This window comes from uncultured Sphingomonas sp., assembly GCF_902806265.1.
Classification (GTDB): Bacteria; Pseudomonadota; Alphaproteobacteria; order Sphingomonadales; family Sphingomonadaceae; genus Sphingomicrobium.
Genome location: NZ_CADCVZ010000001.1, coordinates 17,818 through 38,751 on the forward strand (window position 1 = coordinate 17,818; position 20,934 = coordinate 38,751).

A 20,934-nucleotide genomic window follows, 5' to 3' on the forward strand; every position below is an offset into this window, starting at 1 on the left:
ACGGCTAAGGCGATCGTGCAGGCCGCCGTGCCCCCGGCACGGCTAAAGCTTCGCTTCACCTTCACGATGGTGCGGTCGAGAAGACTCGAACTTCCACGCCCTTTCGGGCACAACGACCTCAACGTTGCGCGTCTACCAGTTCCGCCACGACCGCATCATATTCGCCGGCCCGGAGGACCGCCGCTGGCAAGGCGCGAGCCTCTAGCAGCGGCTCCCGGCCTGCGCAACTGCCCGCCGCTCAGCCGGCCTGGCTGCTCCCCTCGGCACCCATTGCCCGGCACGGCTCCTTGGCCGAGACGCCGCCGAACGACACGTCCAGGCACGCCGCCGATGCCGGAATGTTGAGTTCCGCGCTGTTGAACGAGGCGCTGCCGCCCGGCGAGAGCACGGCGGCGGGCGGCGGGATGGTCCAGCGGTAGACCACCTGCTGCTCCAGGCTCCGCAGCTGCGCCTGCAAGGGGGGCACGCGCTGGGCCTGGTCGGTCGGGTTGATGACCTTGCCGCTGACCTCCAGCAGTTGATTGCCGCTGGCCAGCGTGCGGCGGTTGCGCTCGTCGATCTGCACCAGCAGCGGAGTGTCGTTCGGCTGCGCTACGCCAAGCCGCTGCTGCCATCTTGCCGGAGCCAGGAACCACAGGGCCGCCGCCAGGCCGGCGATCAGGAGCGCGGCGACCAGCAGGTACAGCCAGGTGCGCGAGCGCCGCTCGTGGTGCTCCTCGGGCGCGTAGGCGGCGAACGCAGGCTCCTCGGCAGCCTCCGCCACACCTTCCTCCGGTAACGGCTGCGCGGCATGCGGCTGCCCGGGTGCGGACACCGGTTGCGCTTCGAAGTCGCTGCGCGCGGTTGCCACCGCCTCCGGCTGGTCGGGCGCCGCGAACATCGGCGTCGTGGCGTCAGGCTCCGGCAGCGGGTGCGCGTCCGGGTCGCCAGCGTCCCATGCCGCCTCCCCCGGCGTGTCGGGATGGGCATGATCCGCCAGAGCGACTTCTGGAGCCTTTCCACCAGGCTCTCCCGCGGGGTGCGTCAGGGGCGCCGGCGCGGGGAACTCCTCCGCGCTGCCAAGTTCGGGTTGCCTCTGGTCGGGCATATCGTGTCGCGGGTCGAGCTCCTGCGGGTCCTGGTGCCAGCTGTGCTTGCACGATGCACAGCGGACCTGCCGGCCACCCTCGGGGATGGCGCCGTCCTTCACCACATAGCGGGTGCCGCACTCCGGACAGGTAAGGATCATGCAAGCGCCTTTCGCCCCCGGGTCCAATTCCGCGCTGGTAACCCCTCCCGAGCGCCATTGGCAAGGCGCGGCCCGCATGCGAGAGAACAGGGTGGGAGATGGGTGGGGTTCAGGTGAGCGCGATCGTCGAGTTCGACAGCGTGGGATTGCGTTACGGGACGGGTGCGGAGGTGCTCAAGGACCTCGACCTGCGCCTGCCGCGCGGCGGCTTTACCTATCTCATCGGGCCCTCGGGCGCGGGCAAGACCTCGCTGCTGAAGCTGCTCTACCTGGCGCAGCGTCCGACGCGCGGGCGGATGCGGATCTTTGGGGAGGAGCTGAGTGCCGCGCCGCGTGACGCCATGCCGGCCTTTCGCCGCCGCATCGGCGTGGTGTTCCAAGACTTCCGCCTGGTGCAGCACTTGTCGGCGTTCGACAATGTCGCGCTGCCGTTGCGGCTGGCCGGGCGCGATGAGGCGGACGTGATCGGCCCGGTCCGCGAGCTGCTGGCCTGGGTCGGGCTGGCCGACCGAGCGGCCGCCAAGCCGGCGACCCTGTCGGGTGGGGAGCAGCAGCGGGTAGCGATCGCCCGCGCGGTGATCGCCCACCCCGAGCTGCTGGTCGCCGACGAGCCGACCGGCAACGTCGACGCGGACATGGCGGCACGCCTGCTTCATCTGTTTGAGTCGCTAAATCGGCTCGGGACCACGATCCTGGTGGCGACGCACGACCTGTCGCTGATCGCCGCCACCAAGGGCGCGGAGCTGATGCGGTTAGAGAACGGCCGGCTGGTCGATCCCACGGGCGCGCTGCGCAACCCACCGCGGCGGGTCGGTGAAGGATGATGCTAGCCGCCCTGGTAACCCCCGCCGGCGAGCGCGGATTCCTGCCCGACCGAACGGGACGGCCGACCCCGTGGGTGATCGCGATCATGATGTTCGTGACGCTGGTGGTCGCCGCGGCCGGCTTGGCGATGGCCAACGCCGCGCGGGTGCTCGGAGACAGCGTGACCGGCCGCTATTCGATCCAGATTCCCGGCGGCGCGCGCACTGCTCCCGTCGCGGTCGCGACCGCGCGGCGCGTTCCGGGTGTTCTGGCGGTCAACCAAGTACCGGAAGCGGATATCCGCGCCACGCTGCAGAGCTGGCTTGGCCCCGAGGCAGCCTCTGCAGGCCTGCCGCTGCCCGCGCTGATCGACGTCGACCTTCAGCCCGGCGCCGATCCCATCCGGATGACAACGCAGGTGCGGCGCGCGGTCCCGCAGGCCCGCGTGCTCGCCTATAGCGAGCAGCTGGGCCCGGTCACCGGCTCGCTCCGCGCGCTGCAGTGGCTGGCGCTCGGGCTGGTGCTGCTGATGACAGCCGCGACAGCGGCTACCGTGGTGCTGGCGACCCGCGGCGCCTTCGACACCCACCGTTCCACCATCGAGATCATGCACGGCATCGGCGCCACGGACGAACAACTCGCCCGGCTGTTCCAGCGCCGGCTGGCGCGCGACGCGCTGGTTGGCGGAGTGGTGGGTGGCGCGGCGGCAGCGCTGGTGCTGCTGCTGGTGCGGACTGTCCCGGGTTCGCTGCTGAACGACCTTGGCGGCGGGCCGGTGCTGCGTCCGCTCGATTGGTTCCTGCTCGCGCTGCTGCCGCTGCTTGGCACGCTGGTGGCAATGCTGGTTGCCAGAACCACCGTCCTGAAGGCATTGCGCAGGGTCCTATGATCCTCCGCGCGGGTGCCCTGCTGTTGTTGCTTTACGCGCTAGGCTTCGCCCTGTTCGGCGTGACGCTCGGCGAACCGGCGGGTGCCACGGAGACCGACTCCGTCGTGGTCCTGACCGGCGGGCCGGGGCGGATCGAGCGTGGAATTGACGTCATGCGGCAGGGCGGGGCCAAGCGGATGCTGGTGGCCGGCGCCGATCCCAGCGTCACTCGCGCCGACCTCCGCCGCCGGCTCGGTGCGCGCTCGGCAAGCGTGCTGCGCTGCTGCGTGGATCTCGGCTCCGAGAGCGTTGATACCCGCTCCAACGCAGAGGAAGCGGGTCGCTGGCTGGAACGGAAGGGTTATCGCTCGCTGCGCCTGATCACTAGCGATTGGCACATGCGCCGGGCGGAATACGAGTTCCGTCGGCACCTGGACGACGATTTCTCCGTGATTACCGATGGCGTTCCAACCAAGCCGCGGCTCACTACTCTGTTCGGCGAGTACAACAAATATCTGTTGCGGCGCCTCGCCGTGCTGTTGGACCTGTGATGCAGTGGCTTCGCTCAGCGCTGTTTACCTTGCTCTTCTACTTGGGAACCCTGGTCTACGTGCTGGGCGTGTTCGCCGTGTCGCCGTTCGGCAGGGGGCCGGTTCGGGCGGTGGTGCATGGCTGGTCCGACTACCACCACTGGCTGGTGCACTACCTGCTCGGCATCCGTTGGCAGATCGACGGCACGATCCCTCCCGGACCTTACCTCATCGCCATCAAGCATCAGGCGGTGGTGGAGACCGTCGAGTGCCTGCGCCTGGCCGACACGCCGGTGGTGGTGATGAAGCGCGAATTGACGCAGATTCCGCTCTTCGGCTGGGTGACCCTGCGCTACGGAGTGATCGGCGTACATCGCGACGCGGGGGCCAGTGCGCTGCGGGAAATGATGGCCCTGGGCAAGCGGGCGATCGCTGACGGACGTCCAGTCGTAATCTTCCCGGAGGGCACGCGGATGCCGGTGGGCGAGACGCCGGAACTAAAGCCGGGCTTCGCCGGACTATACCGGGCGCTCGGCCTACCGGTGGTGCCGGTGGCTCTGGACAGCGGGCGCTTGTGGGGCCGGAGCTTGGTCAAGCGCCGCGGCACCATCCACGTCCGCGTCGGCGAGGTGATCCCTCCGGGTCTCAAGCGCGCAGAGATCGAGGCGCGGGTCCACGCCGCGATTAATGCTCTGGAGCTAGCTCCGCAGCCGCGCGCCTAGCTTGGTCGCCGCGGCGACGATCCTGTCGGACACCGCCTGTATCTCCGCTTCCGTCAAGGTCCTCTCGACCGGCTGGAGGGTCACCTCTACCGCAAGGCTGAGCTCGCCGCCTTCCGGCTGATACCGGTCGAACAGCCGAGCGCCGGTGATCAGCGCCTTGTCAGCACCGCGCACCGCCCGCACGAGCGTTTCGGCGGCGAGCTCGGGCGGCACCAGGAAGGCGAAGTCGCGGCTGACCGGCTGCAGGGCGGGCGGTGTGAAGGCCGGCCGACCGCGTGCAGTGGCCCGTGCTGCGGGGATCGCTTCGAGGTAGATCTCGGCGGCCTGGGTGGTGCCCTCCGGCACGTCGAACTGCCGCGCAAGACGCGGGTGAAGCTCCCCAAAGGCTGCCACTACGGTCTTGGGGCCAAGGCGCAGCGTCGCCGAGCGACCCGGATGCCAGGTCGGTCCAGCGTCGGCGAAGGTCTGGAGATTGCCGACCGGTGCGCTGGCTGCTTCGAGCAGGGCCAGCGCTTCTGCCTTGGCGTCGAACGGCGTGAACGGCCGGGCCTTGCCGGCCTGCCAATTGCGGACGCCTGCCTCGCCAACCAGCAGCACGGCGGCGGTGGGCCGTTCCGCATCATGGAGGTAGCGCCGTCCGATCTCGAATAGGCGAACGCTGGCCGCGCCGCGATCGAGGTTCCGCCGGGCCGCCGCCAGCAATCCCGGCAGCAGCGAAGGGCGCATGACCTTCATCTCTTCGCTGAGCGGGTTCGCCAGCGTCCATTGTGCGTCTCCGAAGCCCGCTGCCTCGGCCTCGCTGACGAAGCTCCAGGTGATCGCTTCATCGAGGCCACTGGCCGCGGCCGCGCGCCGCAGCCGCCGCTCCAGCCGCTGCGCCGCCGTGGCCGTCGGTCGGGTCACACCGGGATCGCGCGGCAGGGGTGTGGAGGGCACCCGGTCGTAGCCGTGGATGCGGGCGATCTCCTCCACCAGGTCGGCCTCGCCGTCGATGTCCGGCCGCCAGCCGGGCGGGACGATGCCGCCTGGCTCAACTGCGAAGCCCAAACGGTGGAGAATGGCATGCTGCTCGGAAAGCGGCAGGTCCAGCCCCGCAAGTTCGTTGACCCGGGCCGGCCGGAGCTCGACATGGCGCTCTGCGGTGACCGCCGCCCAGCGGCTGCTGGTCGCCAGCGTGACATCCGATGCCTCGCCGCCGCACAGTTCCAGGATCATGGCGGTGGCTGCCTCGACCATCTCCCCCATCGCCAGCGGGTCGACGCCCCGCTCGAAGCGTGCACGTGCGTCGGTGCCGACGCCATGCCGCCGCCCGGTCGCGCCGATACTCGCCGGATCGAACCACGCGCATTCCAGCAACACGTCTGCAGTGCCGTCCCCGACCCCGGTGTCCGCGCCGCCGATCACGCCGCCCAAGCCCAGCACCCGCCTGTCGTCCGCGATCACGCAGTCGTCTGAGACGACTTCATATTCCTTGTCGTTAAGCGCCAGGAAGCGCTCGCCGGCGCGGCCGCGGCGCGCGATGATGCGGCCTACCAGCTTGGCCGCGTCGTACACGTGCAGCGGCCGCGCCCGATCAACCGAGAAGAAGTTGGTGACGTCCACCAGCGCCGAGATCGGGCGCAGGCCGACCGCGGTCAGCCGGCGCTGCAGCCACTCCGGACTAGGGCGGTTGCGCACGCCGCGGATCAGCCGCCCGGCGAAGGCCTCGCAGCCACTGTCCTCCTCCGTGGCAATCGCTAATGGCTGCGCGAAGCCGCCGGACACCGGAGCGATCGGGCGCTCGACAAGCGTGCCCACCCCCGCGGCCGCGAGGTCGCGCGCGATCCCGCGGACGCCCAGACAGTCGGGCCGGTTGGGCGTGACCGCGATGTCGAACAGCGGATCGTCAAGGCCGGCGTAAGCGGCGAAGCTCTGCCCGACGGGAGCCTCGGCCGGCAGCTCAATGATCCCGTCATGCTCCTCGCCTAGCTGTAGCTCGCGGACCGAGCACATCATGCCGTTGGACTCGACCCCGCGGATCGCCGCGACCTTGAGGGTCATGGCGCTGCCCGGCACGTAGGCGCCCGGCGGACCGAACACGCCCTTCATGCCTGCGCGGGCATTGGGCGCGCCGCATACTACCTGGAGCGGACCCCCATCGTTGAACTCGGCGCCCGCGTTCACGGAGAGCACTTGCAGCTTGTCAGCCCGTGGATGCTTCTCGGCAGTCAGCACTTCCGCGACCCGGAACGGCGCCAGCGATTCTGCCGGATTGCTGACGCTCTCGACCTCTAGGCCGATGGCGGTGAGCTTTTCGGCGATCTCCTGCGGCGACGCGTCCGTTTGCAGGTGATCCTTGAGCCAGGCCAAGGTGAACTTCACGCGCCCACTCCCATGGACAGGGTGGGCACGGCCAGCGCGCTGAAGCCGTAGTGCTTGAGCCAGCGGATATCGCCGTCGAAAAAGGCGCGCAGGTCATCCATGCCGTATTTCAGCATCGCCAGCCGGTCGACGCCGGTGCCGAAAGCGAAGCCCTGCCATTGGTCGGGGTCGAGGCCGGCGGCGGCGATCACCTTGGGGTGGACCATGCCGCTGCCGAGCACCTCCATCCAGCCCTGCTGCCCGCCGACTACACGGCGGCCTTTCTCCAGCGACCAGCCGACGTCGACCTCCGCCGATGGCTCGGTAAAGGGGAAATAGCTCGGGCGCAGGCGGATGGCGATGTCATCGCGCTCGAAAAAGGCCTTTAGAAAGGTCTCCAGCGTCCATTTGAGGTGACCCAGGTGGATCGCGCGGTCGATCACCAGCCCTTCGATCTGGTGGAACATCGGCGTGTGCGTCGCGTCGCTGTCCGACCGGTACACGCGTCCGGGCGCGATCACCCGCAGCGGCGCCCCCCGCTCCTGCATCGCCCGGATCTGCACAGGGGAGGTATGGGTGCGCAGCACGTAAGGCAGGCCGTCGGCGTCGGTGCGCTGAAGGTAGAAGGTGTCGTGCATCGCTCGGGCAGGATGGCCGGGCGGGAAGTTGAGCGCGGTGAAATTATACCAATCGCTCTCGATCTCCGGCCCTTCCGCCACCGCGAAGCCCAGGTCGGCGAAAATTTCGGCCAGCTCCTCCATCACCTGGCTGATCGGGTGAACGGTGCCGCGTGAATGTTCGGGCGCAGGGAGCGACAGATCGATCCGCTCGGTAGCAAGCTTGCGCTCCAGCTCAGCGGCCTCCAGCTGCTCTCTGCGTTGGGCGATGGCGTCGGTCAGGCGAGCGCGCACGCGCTGAAATTCCGGCCCGCGGAGCTGGCGCTCCTCCGGCGTCATGCCGCCAAGCGTCTTGAGCAATCCGGTCACCCAGCCGCTTTTGCCGAGCGCCTCGACCCGTACCACGTCCAGCGCTGGCAGATCGTCGGCGGCGGCGATCCGCGCGATAGTTCCTTCCACGTCATTCATGGCGCGAAGCTGTAGCGGCGGCTCAGCGGCCCGTCACGAGGGCACGAACGGGTAGGGCGAGATGCTCTTGCGGTTCTCGTGCACCGCCAGCGCCCGGCCCGCGGGAGGAGTTGCCCGGTAAGGACATTGCAGCCGCGGACAGATCGAGCACGCCGGCCCGACCGGGGTGGCCGGAGTGTTCACCAAATCGAGGCCGTCCGAATAGGCGATCCGGCCCGCATAGCGGACATCGCAGCCCAGCCCGATCGCTAGGAGCGAATCGTCCCTGAGGTCTGGACGGATCGGCCGCTCAATCGTCCGACTGATGGTGAAATAGCGCTGCCCGTCGGGCGTTTCGATCAGCTGGCGGATCGTCTGCCCTGGCGTCTGAAAAGCCGCGTGCAGGTGCCAGCGCGGACAGGTGCCGCCGAAATGGCTGAACGGGAAGTTCTCGCCCGCATAGCGCTTTGAGATGTTCCCTGCGGGGTCGACCCGCAGCATGAAAAACGGCACCCCGCGTGCGCCCTGCCGGCCAAGCGTGGTCAGCCGGTGCGCCACCTGCTCGACGTTGGCGCCAAAATCGCCGCACAGCCGGTCGATGGCGTAGCGATGCTCTTCAGCCGCGAGCAGGAACTTGCCGTAAGGCATCATGATGGCGCCCGCGGCATAGTTCGCGAAGCTCATGTGCAGGAGGCGCCGGCTCCCCGGGTCAGGCGGGCGCGCCGCTTCCAGCATCCGGACGATGGTCGGATGGAACTCGAGCAGGCTAAGCTGATAGGCGATGCCGAAAGTGCGGTTCTCCGGCCGCAGCAGTGAAGACAGGAGCAGCAACCGGCGCTGCGGGTCGTACATCTGGCTGGCCTGTTCAAGCGTCTCGGGCGGGACCAGCCGCACGTCCACGCCGAAAGCTTCCTTGAGGCGCCGGCGCAGCGGCTCGGCCACCGACAGAGGATCGCCAAGCGCACCGCCCAGCGTCTCCGCACCCTCCTCCAGTTCGGGCCAGTGGTTGCGCTGCGACTGGATGTAGTCGCGCACCCAGGTCTCGGGCGTGATCAGCACCCGCGGGTCCGCGCCGCCGGTTGCTGCGTCCGGCGGATGCCGCTGCAGCTCGCGGAATGCCGTGTAGAGCCGGGTCAGTCCGTCGGCCAGGGCGGGGGCGTTGTCGGCGAGCTCCATGATCTCGTGCCGGCTGATCCCAAGGTCGGCGAACATGCCATCCGAGAAGACTTCCAGCAGCTGCTCGGCGCCGCCTCCATCGCTGCCCTCCGCCGCAAACTGCTTGATGTCGACATCGAACGTTTCAGCCAAACGCAGCAGAATGCCGGCGGTGACCGGCCGCTGATTGCGTTCCAAGTGATTGAGGTAGCTGGCGGAAATACCCAGTTCGCCCGCCATCGCCGCTTGCTGAAGACTGCGTTCACGCCGCAGCCGCTTCAATCTCGCACCCAGGAAGAGCTTGCGCTGCGCCATCGAGTCAGATTGTCAACTATTTACAAGGAGCACAAGTCGTAACTTGGCTGCTTAGCTCTTTTCGATGCGACGCGACTCGGCGGGTGGCGTTGGATGCCTTCTTTCGAAATTCCTAACGAGGGGTCGTCCATGTCCGATTACGCGTCCGTTGTTTCCGCTCCGCCTGGCCGTTTCGACGGCATCGAGCGTCCCTATAGCTCAGAAGATGTCGAGCGGCTCCGCGGCTCGGTGCCGATCGACTACACGCTTGCCCGCCGCGGCGCGCTGAAGCTGTGGGAGCTTCTGAATGGGCAAGAGGAGCCGATCCGCGCGCTCGGCGCCGTCACCGGCAACCAGGCGATGCAGCAGGTCCGTGCCGGGTTGCAGGCGATCTACCTGTCGGGCTGGCAGGTCGCCGCCGACGCCAACACCGCCGGCGCGATGTACCCAGACCAGTCGCTGTATCCGGCCAACGCCGGGCCGGAACTCGCGCGGCGGATCAACCGCACGCTGCAGCGCGCCGACCAGATCGAGCATCTGGAAGGCGGCGCCAAGCGTGATTGGTTCGTGCCGATCGTTGCGGATGCGGAGGCCGGCTTCGGCGGGCCGCTGAACTGCTTCGAGATCATGAAAGCCTATATCGAGGCGGGCGCCGCGGGCGTGCACTTCGAGGATCAGCTCGCGTCCGAGAAGAAGTGCGGACATCTGGGCGGCAAGGTGCTCATCCCGACCCAAGCGGCGATCCGCAACCTCGACTCCGCCCGGCTCGCGGCCGACATCTGCGGGGTCCCGACCGTGCTGGTCGCCCGCACCGATGCGGAGAGCGCCAAGCTCATCACCTCCGACGTCGATGAGCGCGACCGGGAGTTCATCACCGGCGAGCGCACGCCCGAGGGCTTCTTCCGCCTGCGCGAGGGGAGCGGGCTTGACCACTGCATCGCCCGCGGCCTTGCCTTCGCGCCGCATGCTGACCTGCTTTGGTGGGAAACCTCCCACCCGGACCTTGAGGATGCGCGCAAGTTCGCCGAAGCGGTGCACAAGGTCTATCCGGGCAAGCTGCTCGCTTACAATTGCTCGCCCTCGTTCAACTGGGCAGCCAAGCTCGACCAGGAAACCATTGCCAAGTTCCAACGCGAACTCGGTGCGATGGGCTACAAGTATCAGTTCGTCACCCTGGCGGGCTTCCACAGCCTAAACCACGGCATGTTCGAGCTGGCGTCGGGCTACCGCGACCATGGCATGGCAGCTTACTCGGAACTGCAGCAGGCCGAGTTCGCGTCCGAAAAGGACGGCTATACCGCCACTCGCCACCAGCGCGAGGTCGGGACCGGCTATTTCGACGCAATCGCCACCGCAGTCAGCGCCGGGCAGGCGTCGACCACGGCGCTGAGCGAGTCCACCGAAGCCGCCCAGTTCGTGGCTGCGGAATAATCTGGCCTGAGAAGGAGCATCAGCATGTCCAAGCGTTTCTGGATCGTCGGCGGCGAGTATTCCGACTGCATGTTCAAGCAGCTTCAGCCCGGCACAGAGCGGGTGAGCGGCCCCTTCCATGACGAGGTGAAAGCCCGCATGGAGTGGCAGCGCCTAACCTTCCGCGACCGTTGCGGTGCTACCGAGCGCTACTCGATCTGCGTTGAACCGGAGGCGCAAGCCCGGTGAGCACTGTGCTTGACCGAACGCGCGCAGTCGCCGAGCCGAGCGGGGTTCCGGGCGCCTCCGAGCTGCTCACTCCTGACGTGCTGGAGTTTCTAACCGAGCTCCACCAGCGTTTCGACGCGCGCCGCCGATCCCTGCTGGCCGCCCGCGGCGACCGGCAGGAGCGGCTGGACGCGGGTGAGCTGCCGGACTTCCCGGAGGCCACGCGCGACATCCGGGACGCCGAATGGCGGGTGGGCGAGATTCCGGCCGACCTCCGGGACCGGCGCGTGGAGATCACGGGGCCGACCAACGCCAAGATGGTGATCAACGCGCTGAACTCGGGCGCCAAGGTGTTCATGGCGGACTTCGAAGACGCCACCGCGCCGACCTGGGACGAGCTGCTGCAGGGTCAGCTCAATCTGCGGGCGCGCTGGCAGGGATCGCTGGGCTTCACCGACGCGGCGAGCGGCAAGCAATACCGGCTGAATGACAGTCCCGCTGTGCTGATCGTCCGCCCGCGCGGTTGGCACCTCGACGAGCGGCACCTCACGGTTGACGGCGAGCCGATCGCCGGCGGCTTGTTCGATTTTGGGCTCTACTTCTGGCACAACGCCAAGGCGGCGATCGCGGCGGGCTCGGGCCCCTACTTCTACCTGCCCAAGCTCGAGTCCCGCTTCGAAGCGGAGCTGTGGAGCGAGGTCTTCAGCATTGCGGAGACCAAGCTGCACCTGCCCCGTGGCACGATCAAGGCCACGGTGCTGATCGAGACGCTGCCCGCGGCGTTCGAGATGGACGAGATCCTGTTTGCCTTACGCGAGCATATTGTCGGTCTGAACTGCGGGCGCTGGGACTACATCTTCAGCTACATAAAGCGGTTCGGCCGGTCGCCCGAGCGGCTGACTCCTGACCGGTCGGCGATGACCATGGATAAGGCGTTCCTTGCGGCTTACTCGCTGCGACTGATCGCCACCTGCCATCGCCGCGGCGCCTTCGCGATGGGCGGCATGTCGGCCTTCATCCCCGTCAAGGGGGATGAGGCGGCGAACCAGGCCGCGATGGACAAGGTGCGCGCGGACAAACAGCGCGAGGTCGGCAACGGCCATGATGGCACCTGGGTAGCTCACCCGGCGCTGGTTCCCGTGGCGCTGGAGGCCTTTGAGCAGATGCACGGGCCCAACCAGCTCGACAAGCTGCCGCCGCAGGTTCCTGGACGCGACGAGATGCTGGCCATGCACAGCGGCTCGCGGACCGAGGAAGGCGCGCGCGAGAATATCCGCGTCGGCATCCAGTATATCGCCGCCTGGCTCAGCGGACGCGGCGCGGTTCCGCTCTACAACCTCATGGAAGACGCCGCGACTGCGGAGATCTGCCGGACGCAGCTCTGGCAATGGCTCCGGTTCGAAGCTCCGTTAGAGGATGGCCGCAAGTTCGACCGGGCGACGTTCGAACGGCTGTTCGAAGAGGACTTGGCGGCGATCCCGGACCAGCCGCATCTTGATGAGGCCGCGGGGTTGTTCCGCCGCATGATTCTCGATGAGGACTGCGAGGAGTTCCTGACCCTTCCGGCCTACCCGCTGCTTAACTGAACCAGCTCACGTTTGTCAGCGTGCCGAACGAAGAAGGGCGCCCCGGTCTTCCCGAGGCGCCCTTCTTTGTTTCACGTGGATCGCGAGCTTAGGTCGCGGCGGCCTGCTGCTGCTCCGCCTGCACGACATTGCCGCGGACCTGGCCGATTAGCGCGCGAAAGGCATCGCCTTCGTGCATCGCCATGTCGGCCAGCACCTTGCGGTCCAAGTCGACGCCGGTGACCTTCAGCGCGTGCATGAACTGCCCGTAGGTCAGCCCCTCGGCGCGGACCGCGGCGTTGATGCGCTGAATCCACAGAGCGCGGAAGCTCCGCTTCTTCACCTTGCGGTCGCGGTAAGCGTATTGCCCGGCCTTCTCGACCGCCTGCCTGGCGATGCGGATGGTGTTCTTGCGGCGGCCATAATAGCCCTTGGCTTGTTCCAGCAGCCGCTTGTGCTTGGCGCGGGTGGTTACACCCCGTTTGACGCGTCCCATGTCCTATCCGGTCCTTAGTTGAGGCCGTAGGGCGCCCAAAGCTTCACTCGCGCCGTGTCGGCGTCGGCAAGAACTTCGGTGCCGCGGTTCTGGCGGATATACTTGGCGTTGTGGCTGATCAGCCGGTGACGCTTGCCGGCGACGCCGTGCTTCACCTTGCCGGTGGCCGTGAGCTTGAAGCGCTTCTTGACGCCGCTCTTGGTCTTGAGCTTGGGCATTTTCGTCTCCTTGTTGCCCCCACGCAGGGGCGACGTTCGCAAACTGCCACGGCAGCCCTCACTGGCCGGGCCGTTCGTTTTTCCACTAATCTGGAAAGCGCGCGCCTATAAGGGTGGTCACGCGACAAGGCAAGGAGGCAGGCATGGAGCGGAAGGAGAACCAGGGGCCGGAGGGCGGAGTCACCGCGCACATCAGCATCCCCGATCGCCGTGGAGCGGAAGCGGTCGACTTCTACAAGGCGGCGTTCGGCGCACGCGAGCTGGCGCGGATGCCAAGCGAGGACGGCCGGCTGATGCACGCCCACCTGCTGATTAACGGCGGCTCGCTGATGCTGAACGACGAGTTTCCCGAGTATGTCGGATCGGGTGAGCCGACGGGACCCTATCATGGCTGCACGCTCCACCTGCAGGTCGCGGACGCGGACGCGACATGGAACGGCGCGCTTGCCGCCGGCGCGGCCGTGGTCATGCCGCTGGAAGACCAGTTCTGGGGTGACCGCTACGGTGTCATACGCGATCCGTTCGGCCATCGCTGGTCGATCGGCGCGCCGGCGGTCGCCAAGCAGGACTAGCCTACCAAGGCAGCGCTTCGCCGGTGCGGTCGAAGAAGCCGCCATTCCCGCTTGGTGAAAGGTCTGCGATCACTGCTCGCATCTGGCGAATACTCTCGCTCGCTGCCAATGGGGCGCTGGCGCCGCCCATGTCCGTCTGAACCCAGCCGGGGTTGAGCGTCGCGATGGTTACCCCACTGTTCGCCGCCTCGAGCGCCAGTACGTGCCAAGCCATGTTGAGTGCCGCCTTGGACGAGCGATAGGCGATGCTGCCCGCGGAACTATCAGTGATGCTTCCCATCCGGCTTGAAATGGCGACCATCTTCCCACGCGCCTGTTGCACGAGTGGCAGCACCGACCGCGCCAGTAAGGTTGGCGCAATGCAATTCACGCCGAAGACTTCAAGCCATGCCTGGCCGTCCTCGACGCTGGATACCTCGGGCGGTCCGTAGATGCCGGCGTTGGCGACGAGCAGGTCGAGGTTCGAGTCCAGTCGGTCCGCGAAGCCCGAGACCGCCTCGAGGTCACCCATGTCCAACGCTTCTTCCCGTACGGACAGCGCGGACAATGCCTCGCTTGGATTGCGGCGGGCGGCCACGACGGTCCAGCCCTCGGCTTGGTACTGGCGCACGAACTCCAGCCCTAGCCCACGATTGGCGCCGGTGATCAAAACTGTGGGCATGGCAAGTCTCCTAGTCGAACAGGCTCGAAACGCTCGACTCGTCGGCAATTCTCCGGATCGCCTCGGCCAGTAGCGGGGCGATGGTCAGGCGGCGGATCTTGTTGCCCCTTTCGTCCGGCTCGCCTGAGTAGATGGAATCGGTCACCACCAATTCGGTGAGCTCGCTTGCCCCGACGCGCGCGGCCGCGCCGCCCGACAGCACGCCGTGGGTCACGTAGGCGACCACCTCCGATGCGCCCTGCTGCCGCAACGCCGCCGCGGCGTTGCACAGGGTGCCGGCCGAATCGACGATGTCGTCGATGAGGATGCAAAAGCGGCCGGATACCTCACCGATGATGTTCATCACCTCCGACTCGCCCGCGCGCTCCCGGCGCTTGTCGACGATCGCCAGCGGCGCGTTGTTGAGCCGCTTGGCGAGGCTCCTGGCCCGGACGACGCCGCCGACATCGGGCGAGACGACGGTCATCGGCCGGTCGCCGAAGCGCGCCTGGATGTCGGCGCTCATCACCGGGGCTCCGAACAGATTGTCGGTGGGGATGTCGAAGAAGCCCTGGATCTGCCCGGCATGGAGATCGACCGACAGCACCCGGTTGGCGCCCGCAACGGTGATCAGGTTGGCGACGAGCTTGGCGGAGATGGGCGTACGCGGCCCGGGTTTCCGGTCCTGCCGCGCATAGCCGAAGTAGGGCACCACCGCCGTGATCCGCTTGGCCGACGCGCGGCGCAGCGCATCGATGCAGATCAGCAGCTCCATCAGATTGTCGTTGGCGGGGTAGCTGGTCGACTGGATGAGGAAGACGTCCTCGCCGCGTACGTTCTCGTGGATTTCGACGAAGATTTCCTCGTCGGCGAAGCGCCGCACGCTGGCCTGCGTCAAAGGCAGCTCCAGATATTCGGACATCGCCTTGGCAAGCGGTAGATTGGAGTTGCCGGCAAGCAGTTTCATGGTCACCCCCGAGGAACGCGCGCTCCGTCTAGCGGTGGGCGGCGCTGGACGAAAGGCTCGGTCGCGCTAGGAGGAGCGCATGACCGATCGCCTCCTGATAGCCTTGGCCCAGATGAACCAGCGGGTCGGCGACCTGCCGGGCAACGGCGCCGCCATCCTGGAGGCCCGCGGCCGGGCGACCGGCGCCGATCTCCTGCTGGTGCCGGAGCTGCAGCTGACCGGCTACCCGCCTGAAGATTTGGTGTTGAAGCCTGGCTTCCTGCGCCACACGGCCGAGCAGGCGGCACAGCTGGTCGCGGCGACAGCGGACGGCGGTCCGGCGCTGGCGTTCGGCTCCATCGTGGTGCGCGACGGCAAGGCGTACAACGCGATGATCGTCGCGGAGGGCGGCCGCGAATTGTTTATGACTCTCAAGCGCGAGCTGCCCAACTACGGCACTTTCGACGAGAAGCGGGTGTTCGCCAGCGGTCCGCTGCCGGAAGTGTTCGACTTCCGCGGCGTCCGCATCGGCTTGCCGATCTGCGAGGACATCTGGCTGGAGGATGTCTGCCAGCATCTGGCCGCGGAAGGGGCCGAGCTGCTGCTGGTCGCCAACGGCAGTCCCTACGAACTCGACAAGGACGATCTCCGTCAGACCCTGGTGAAGAGCCGCGTCGCCTCGACCGGCCTGCCGATGGCCTACCTCAACCGGGTCGGCGGGCAGGACGAGCTGGCGTTCGACGGCAGCTCGTTCGTGGTGAACGCCAACGGTGAGCTGGTGGTGCAGATGCCCGACTGGGACGACGCGCTGCTGTTGACCGAGTGGCGGCGTTCCTCGGGCGGCTGGTCGTGCGCGACCCGGCAGGACTACCAGCTCGACCCTTATCCGGAGGACGTCTACCACGCGATGATGGTGGGCCTGCGCGATTATGTCACGCGCAACGGCTTCCCCGGGGTGATCTTGGGCCTCTCAGGTGGCATCGACAGCGCCTTGTCGGCGGCGGTGGCGGTCGATGCGCTTGGGGCCGACAAGGTGTGGGGCGTGATGATGCCGTCCGTGTACACCGGCTCGGCGAGCGTGGAGGATGCCAAGGCAAGCGCGGAGCTGCTCGGCTGCCGCCATGACGTCATCCCCATTGTTTCTGCGGTGGAGGCGCTGGGGGAGATGCTCGCGCCCGCCTTCGCTGACACAGAACCGGGCCTTGCCGAGGAGAATATCCAGGCGCGACTGCGCATGGTCGCGCTGATGGCTCTCAGCAACAAGTACGGGCACATGCTGCTGACTACCGGCAACAAGTCGGAGATGAGCGTCGGCTATTCTACCCTCTACGGCGACCTAGCGGGCGGCTATTCGGTGCTCAAGGACGCCTACAAGACGACCGTGTTCGCCTTGTCGCGCTGGCGCAACGCGCAGCGGCCGGCGGATGCGCTTGGACCTGACGGGCCGGTGATGCCAAGCCGGGTGATCGACAAGCCGCCCTCCGCCGAGCTCCGGCCCGACCAGAAGGACGAGGACAGCCTGCCGCCGTACGCGCTGCTCGATCGCATGCTGGCCGGCTTGGTCGACGAGGAGAAGGGGGTGGCGGAGGTCGCGGCGGAGACCGGGGCAGAGATAGCGGTTGTGGCCGAGATCGAGAAGCTGGTGCTCCGCGCCGAATACAAGCGGCGCCAAGCTCCGCCCGGCGTCAAGATCGGTGGCCGCAACTTCGGGCGCGACCGGCGTTACCCGATCACCAACGCCTTCCGGACGCATCGCTCGTGAGCGTCGTTACCCGCTTCGCCCCGTCGCCGACAGGGCGGCTGCATGTCGGCAACATCCGCACAGCCCTGCACAACTTCCTGTTCGCGCGGCGTCATGGCGGCAGGTTCCTGCTGCGGATCGACGACACGGACAGCGAGCGCTCCACGCCGGAGAACGAGGCGAGCATCCGCGACGATCTCGCCTGGCTCGGCTTGCAGCCCGATGGCAGTGTGCGCCAGTCGGATCGCTTCGCCTTGTACGAACGCGAGTTCGAGCGGCTGCGGGCGGCCGGGCGGGTCTACGGCTGCTACGAGACGCCTGAAGAGCTGGACCTGCGCCGCAAGGTCCTGCTCGGGCGCGGCCTGCCGCCCGTCTACGAGCGCCCCGAGGGCGAGAACGCGCCCGTGCCGGGACGCACGCCGCACTGGCGCTTCCGGCTCGACCACGAGTCGCCGATCGCCTGGAACGACCTGATCCGCGGCGAACAGCGGTTCGACCCCAAGCTGCTGTCCGACCCGGTAGTCCGCCGCGCCGACGGCAGCTACCTGTACTTACTGCCCTCGGTGATCGACGACGTCGATCTGAACGTCACTCACATCGTTCGCGGCGAGGACCATGTCTCGAACAGCGCCGCGCAGCTGCAGATGTTCGACGCGTTGGGCAGCGCCCCGCCGCAGCTGGCGCATGAAGCGCTGCTGGTCGCGGCCGAGGGCAAGCTGTCCAAGCGCCTCGGTTCGCTCGGGGTGGATGCGATCCGTGACGGAGGGCTCGAAGCCACGGCGCTGCTGTCGGTGCTCGCCCGGCTCGGGACGTCGCAGCCGGTCGGAGCGGTTGCCAGTCTGGACGAACTCGCCCGCGACTTCGACTTAGGCCATTTCGGCCGCGCTCCCGCGCACTTCGACCTCCATGACGTCGAATTGGTCAATGCCAAGCTGCTCCACCAGCTGCCGTTCGCGCTGGTGCGCGACCGCTTGCCGCCCGAGCTGAGTGAAGCGGACTGGCTGCTGCTGCGCGACAACCTGCTTCATCTGGACGAAGCTGCCGACTGGCTGCCGGTGCTGGCCGGCGACCTGCCTGCACCCGAAATTGAGGCCCCGGACAAGCCTTACCTTGCGGAGGCCGCCGAGGTCGCCGAAGTCACCGACTGGGGCGGCGATCCATGGCACGCGCTGACCGGCACACTGAAGGAGCGCACCGGCCGCAAAGGCAAGGCGCTGTTCCTGCCGCTCCGCCTGGCGCTCACCGGACGGGAGTCGGGGCCAGAGATGGCAACGCTGGTGAAGCGCATCGGGCAGCGGCGCTCGATCGCGCGCCTGCGGAACGCCGCAACCTAGCCAGCCTGGTGCCCGAAGCGAGGCAGCCGCTCTCCTGCTTGCCAAACTTCATTTGTTATGTTGTAACATGCAGTGCTCAATGAGGAGGCTGCCATGCTCGCTTATGCCGCCCACCGCCGCCAACAGCGGAAACTCAGCCCAACCGCACTCAGTCTAATTGTCGGCGCCCACGCAGTGGCGCTGGCACTGCTGATCGGCGCCAAGATGGAGGTGAGCGGTCCTCCGCCCGTGACCAAGACCTGGGTCAAGCACATTCCGCTGCCGCCTGAGCCGCTGCCGCCACCGCCACCCCAGTCCCAGCCCCAGCTTGCACCTCGCACTCCGGCTCCGCAGCCCAGCAACCTCACCCAGCCCAAACCGCTAATCGACACGCCGACCGCCGCCCCGACGATCGACCTCGGGCCGCCCACCACAACGATCGTTCCCGACATCCGGCCGGTGCTGGAAACGCCGCTGCGTCCTCTGCCGCCCGCACTCGACCCGCCCAAGCCGGCGCCCCCGATCCGCGTTGCCGCGCGCTTCAACACCCCCGCCGACCTGCTCCGGCCGCCCTACCCCGAGGGTAAGCGTCAGGGCGAGGAGGAAGCCACGCTTCGCCTCCGCCTGTTGATTGACGCGCGCGGGCGGGTGACGTCTGTGGAGTCGGTCGGCCCGGCGGATCCCGAGTTCCTGGCCTCCGCCCGCCGTCATCTCGTTCGCCACTGGCGCTACCAGCCAGCGACCGAGAACGGCCGTTCGATTGGGTCCACCCTAGTGATCACCTTGCGTTTCCAGCTCGAGGACGCCTGACCGGGAGCACAGGACTGGCGGCGCCCAACCGCCAGTCCTATCTTAGGTTTCATGCCGATCTTTCCCCGCCCTTCCAGCCCGCGCGTGGCGCTTGCCGACCTCCGGGCCTTCCTCGGCCGGCGCAGCCGCGAGCAGGCCATTGGTGGAGCGCTCGCGCTGGTGATCACCTTGGCCATCGTCGTCGTGTTCTTCCTTGATGCCAGCGTGAACACGGCCCCGCCCGCGCAGATCATCTGGGTTGAAAGCTACGCCCCGACCCGCACCGACGCCGAGATCATCGCAGACCAGAAGGAGCGGCAGGCGGCCAAGGACGCGGCACGCAAGGCCCGGCAGGCCGAGTACCAGAAGCTGGAGAAGCAGTTCGGCATTGAGTGACGCCAGGTGGATGGCCGAGGCAGTCGCGCTCGGTGACGCTGCGTGCGGGCAAACGGCGCCCAATCCGAACGTCGGCTGCGTGATCGTCCGCGCCGGCGAGGTGGTCGGACGTGGCGCGACCGGAGCCGGCGGACGGCCCCATGCCGAAGCCGTCGCGCTGGAGCAGGCGGGCGAGCTGGCGCGGGGCGCCACCCTTTACACCAGCCTTGAACCTTGCGCTCACCGCAGCGTCCGCGGGCCGACCTGCGCCCGGCTGATCGCGGAGGCGGGGGTCGCCCGAGTGGTGGCCGCACTGCAGGACCCCGACGAACGCACCGCCGGCGACGGCTTCAAACAATTGCAGGCCGCCGGCACCGCCGTGGACGTCGGCAAAGGCGCGGAGGCGGCAGCCGAGTCGATCGCCGGGTGGCTGACCCGCTTGGCGCTGGGCCGGCCCCGGATCACCCTCAAACTTGCCCTATCGATCGACGGCAAGGTCGCGCTGCCTTCGGGCGAGTCGAAGTGGATCACCGGCGAGGACGCGCGGGCCCATGTCCACCTCGAGCGGGCGCGGGCCGACATGATCCTGGTCGGCCGCGGCACTTACTTGGCCGACCGGCCGCGGCTGGACGTCCGCCTCCCCGGGCTGGAGGACCGGTCGCCGCGCCGCGCCCTGTTGACCCGCGGCGAGCCGGTGCCCGGCTGGGAAGTGCTGCACTCGCCCGAGGACGTGTTCCGGCTTCATGACGTCAACGACCTGCTGGTGGAGGGCGGATCGGGGACGGCCACGGCATTCCTGACCGCCGACCTCGTCGACCGCATCCTGCTGTACCGTGCCCCGATCATCATCGGCCAGGGCAAGTCTTCCGTCGGCTACATCGGCCTGGATGCGATTGCCGACGCACATGGCCGCTGGGCACCGGCGGGCGGACGCTTGCTTGGCATCGACCGGCTCGAAGTCTACGAGCGGGTGCGTTCCAGCTGAGGTCCTCATGTTCACCGGAATCATCACCGACGTCGGTATCGTCCGCTCCGCCGAGCAGCGCGGCGACCTCCGGCTCGCGATCGGCTGCGGCTACAACCTCGGCACCGTGGAGCTCGGGGCGTCCATCGCCTGCTCGGGGGTGTGCCTGACCGTAGTGGACAAGGGCGCTGACTGGTTTGCAGTGGACGTGTCCGGCGAGACGCTGTCGCGGACGGCGCCGGCTGCCTGGCAGCGGGGCGCTCCGCTAAATCTGGAGCGAGCGCTCAGGATGGGCGACGAGCTGGGCGGCCACCTCGTCACCGGCCACGTTGATGCGGTCGGCGAAGTCATCGGCACCTGCCCGGAAGGCGCTTCGACCCGCATTGGGATCCGGGTTTCGCGTGAGCTGGGCGGAGCGCTTGCGCCCAAGGGCTCGGTTACGCTCGACGGCGTGTCGTTGACGGTGAACGAGGTCCGCGATGAGGTCGACGGCACGCATTTCTCGGTCAACGTCATCCCGCACACTGCCGCGCAGACCACGCTGGGAGCGCTCACCACAGGTGGGCAGGTCAACGTCGAGATTGACGTGCTGGCGCGCTATCTCCAGCGCATGCTTGCCGCCCAATCACATTGAAGAGCGCAGATATGAGCTTCGCAATCACACCATGATGT

Annotated in this window: 22 protein-coding genes and 1 tRNA gene; 14 read left to right on the forward strand and 9 right to left on the reverse strand. The window is 67.8% G+C overall.

The genetic code is table 11. The features are described 5' to 3' along the window. Window positions 1-67 precede the first annotated feature (67 nt). Window positions 68-154: transfer RNA gene (locus QZX62_RS00110), tRNA-Leu, on the reverse strand. Window positions 155-238: 84 nt separating this feature from the next. Further along, window positions 239-1,228 carry a zinc-ribbon domain-containing protein gene (locus tag QZX62_RS00115; RefSeq protein WP_294171282.1) on the reverse strand — a complete coding sequence of 330 codons (990 nt, stop codon included), beginning with the start codon at window positions 1,226-1,228 and terminating at the stop codon, window positions 239-241. 113 nt (window positions 1,229-1,341) lie between these two features. Between QZX62_RS00115 and ftsE the strand changes: the two genes are divergently transcribed. The 4 genes from ftsE to QZX62_RS00135 are packed head-to-tail and all read left to right on the forward strand — an operon-like array spanning window position 1,342 to window position 4,152. Then, window positions 1,342-2,052 carry a cell division ATP-binding protein FtsE gene (ftsE, locus tag QZX62_RS00120; RefSeq protein ID WP_294171426.1) on the forward strand — a complete coding sequence of 237 codons (711 nt, stop codon included), beginning with the start codon at window positions 1,342-1,344 and terminating at the stop codon, window positions 2,050-2,052. Further along, window positions 2,049-2,921 (forward strand): cell division protein, encoded by an 873-nt coding sequence (locus QZX62_RS00125; protein ID WP_294171283.1) that lies wholly within the window; start codon window positions 2,049-2,051, stop codon window positions 2,919-2,921. Before ftsE ends, QZX62_RS00125 begins: the two co-directional genes overlap by 4 nt. Then, window positions 2,918-3,451, forward strand: a complete 534-nt coding sequence (locus QZX62_RS00130) for a YdcF family protein (RefSeq protein ID WP_294171284.1) — start codon at window positions 2,918-2,920, stop codon at window positions 3,449-3,451. The genes QZX62_RS00125 and QZX62_RS00130 overlap by 4 nt, the downstream gene beginning before the upstream one ends. Beyond that, a complete protein-coding gene (locus QZX62_RS00135; protein WP_294171285.1) occupies window positions 3,451-4,152 on the forward strand; it encodes a 1-acyl-sn-glycerol-3-phosphate acyltransferase in 702 nt (233 codons plus the stop codon). Before QZX62_RS00130 ends, QZX62_RS00135 begins: the two co-directional genes overlap by 1 nt. Here QZX62_RS00135 and pheT read toward each other — a convergent pair. The 3 genes from pheT to QZX62_RS00150 are packed head-to-tail and all read right to left on the reverse strand — an operon-like array spanning window position 4,129 to window position 9,026. Next, the gene (gene pheT / locus QZX62_RS00140; protein WP_294171286.1) at window positions 4,129-6,513 is read right to left on the reverse strand and encodes a phenylalanine--tRNA ligase subunit beta; all 2,385 of its coding nucleotides are present in this window, start codon (window positions 6,511-6,513) and stop codon (window positions 4,129-4,131) included. The two genes, QZX62_RS00135 and pheT, sit on opposite strands and share 24 nt — an antisense overlap. Next, window positions 6,510-7,577 (reverse strand): phenylalanine--tRNA ligase subunit alpha, encoded by a 1,068-nt coding sequence (gene pheS, locus QZX62_RS00145; protein WP_294171287.1) that lies wholly within the window; start codon window positions 7,575-7,577, stop codon window positions 6,510-6,512. Before pheS ends, pheT begins: the two co-directional genes overlap by 4 nt. Before the next feature lie 33 nt (window positions 7,578-7,610). Beyond that, window positions 7,611-9,026, reverse strand: a complete 1,416-nt coding sequence (locus QZX62_RS00150; RefSeq protein ID WP_294171288.1) for a short-chain fatty acyl-CoA regulator family protein — start codon at window positions 9,024-9,026, stop codon at window positions 7,611-7,613. A 129-nt stretch (window positions 9,027-9,155) separates the two neighbouring features. On the opposite strand from QZX62_RS00150, the gene aceA reads away from it, so the two are divergent. From aceA to aceB, 3 genes are read left to right on the forward strand one after another with little or no spacing between them, the layout of a single operon-like run. Next, the gene (gene aceA / locus QZX62_RS00155) at window positions 9,156-10,436 is read left to right on the forward strand and encodes an isocitrate lyase (RefSeq protein ID WP_294171289.1); all 1,281 of its coding nucleotides are present in this window, start codon (window positions 9,156-9,158) and stop codon (window positions 10,434-10,436) included. A 24-nt stretch (window positions 10,437-10,460) separates the two neighbouring features. Further along, entirely contained in the window at window positions 10,461-10,664 is a 204-nt protein-coding gene (locus QZX62_RS00160) for a hypothetical protein (protein ID WP_294171290.1), read from the forward strand. After that, window positions 10,661-12,229 carry a malate synthase A gene (gene aceB, locus QZX62_RS00165; RefSeq protein WP_294171291.1) on the forward strand — a complete coding sequence of 523 codons (1,569 nt, stop codon included), beginning with the start codon at window positions 10,661-10,663 and terminating at the stop codon, window positions 12,227-12,229. Before QZX62_RS00160 ends, aceB begins: the two co-directional genes overlap by 4 nt. Window positions 12,230-12,317: 88 nt before the next feature. On the opposite strand, the gene rplT is transcribed toward aceB, so the two are convergent. Together rplT and rpmI are read right to left on the reverse strand one after the other, a co-directional pair. Beyond that, window positions 12,318-12,704, reverse strand: a complete 387-nt coding sequence (gene rplT, locus QZX62_RS00170; RefSeq protein WP_294171292.1) for a 50S ribosomal protein L20 — start codon at window positions 12,702-12,704, stop codon at window positions 12,318-12,320. A gap of 14 nt (window positions 12,705-12,718) precedes the next feature. Next, the gene (gene rpmI, locus QZX62_RS00175) at window positions 12,719-12,922 is read right to left on the reverse strand and encodes a 50S ribosomal protein L35 (protein WP_200971293.1); all 204 of its coding nucleotides are present in this window, start codon (window positions 12,920-12,922) and stop codon (window positions 12,719-12,721) included. A 143-nt stretch (window positions 12,923-13,065) separates the two neighbouring features. On the opposite strand from rpmI, the gene QZX62_RS00180 reads away from it, so the two are divergent. Next, complete coding sequence (locus QZX62_RS00180; RefSeq protein WP_294171293.1) at window positions 13,066-13,494, forward strand: VOC family protein; 429 nt, start codon at window positions 13,066-13,068, stop codon at window positions 13,492-13,494. A gap of 1 nt (window position 13,495) precedes the next feature. On the opposite strand, the gene QZX62_RS00185 is transcribed toward QZX62_RS00180, so the two are convergent. Both QZX62_RS00185 and QZX62_RS00190 read right to left on the reverse strand, forming a co-directional pair. Then, a complete protein-coding gene (locus tag QZX62_RS00185; RefSeq protein ID WP_294171294.1) occupies window positions 13,496-14,155 on the reverse strand; it encodes an SDR family oxidoreductase in 660 nt (219 codons plus the stop codon). 10 nt (window positions 14,156-14,165) lie between these two features. Next, a complete protein-coding gene (locus QZX62_RS00190) occupies window positions 14,166-15,101 on the reverse strand; it encodes a ribose-phosphate pyrophosphokinase (RefSeq protein WP_294171295.1) in 936 nt (311 codons plus the stop codon). 79 nt (window positions 15,102-15,180) lie between these two features. On the opposite strand from QZX62_RS00190, the gene QZX62_RS00195 reads away from it, so the two are divergent. The 6 genes from QZX62_RS00195 (at window position 15,181) to QZX62_RS00220 (ending at window position 20,896) form a co-directional block, all read left to right on the forward strand. Beyond that, complete coding sequence (locus tag QZX62_RS00195; RefSeq protein ID WP_294171296.1) at window positions 15,181-16,842, forward strand: NAD+ synthase; 1,662 nt, start codon at window positions 15,181-15,183, stop codon at window positions 16,840-16,842. Then, on the forward strand, window positions 16,839-18,155 hold the full coding sequence (locus QZX62_RS00200) for a glutamate--tRNA ligase (protein ID WP_294171297.1): 1,317 nt from the start codon (window positions 16,839-16,841) through the stop codon (window positions 18,153-18,155). The genes QZX62_RS00195 and QZX62_RS00200 overlap by 4 nt, the downstream gene beginning before the upstream one ends. A gap of 93 nt (window positions 18,156-18,248) precedes the next feature. After that, window positions 18,249-18,944 carry an energy transducer TonB gene (locus tag QZX62_RS00205; RefSeq protein WP_294171298.1) on the forward strand — a complete coding sequence of 232 codons (696 nt, stop codon included), beginning with the start codon at window positions 18,249-18,251 and terminating at the stop codon, window positions 18,942-18,944. Window positions 18,945-18,995: 51 nt separating this feature from the next. After that, a complete protein-coding gene (locus tag QZX62_RS00210; protein WP_294171299.1) occupies window positions 18,996-19,319 on the forward strand; it encodes a hypothetical protein in 324 nt (107 codons plus the stop codon). A 10-nt stretch (window positions 19,320-19,329) separates the two neighbouring features. Beyond that, window positions 19,330-20,283, forward strand: coding sequence for a bifunctional diaminohydroxyphosphoribosylaminopyrimidine deaminase/5-amino-6-(5-phosphoribosylamino)uracil reductase RibD (gene ribD / locus QZX62_RS00215; protein ID WP_294171300.1), 954 nt, complete (start codon window positions 19,330-19,332; stop codon window positions 20,281-20,283). A gap of 7 nt (window positions 20,284-20,290) precedes the next feature. Continuing rightward, the gene (locus tag QZX62_RS00220) at window positions 20,291-20,896 is read left to right on the forward strand and encodes a riboflavin synthase (protein WP_294171301.1); all 606 of its coding nucleotides are present in this window, start codon (window positions 20,291-20,293) and stop codon (window positions 20,894-20,896) included. Window positions 20,897-20,934 lie beyond the last annotated feature (38 nt).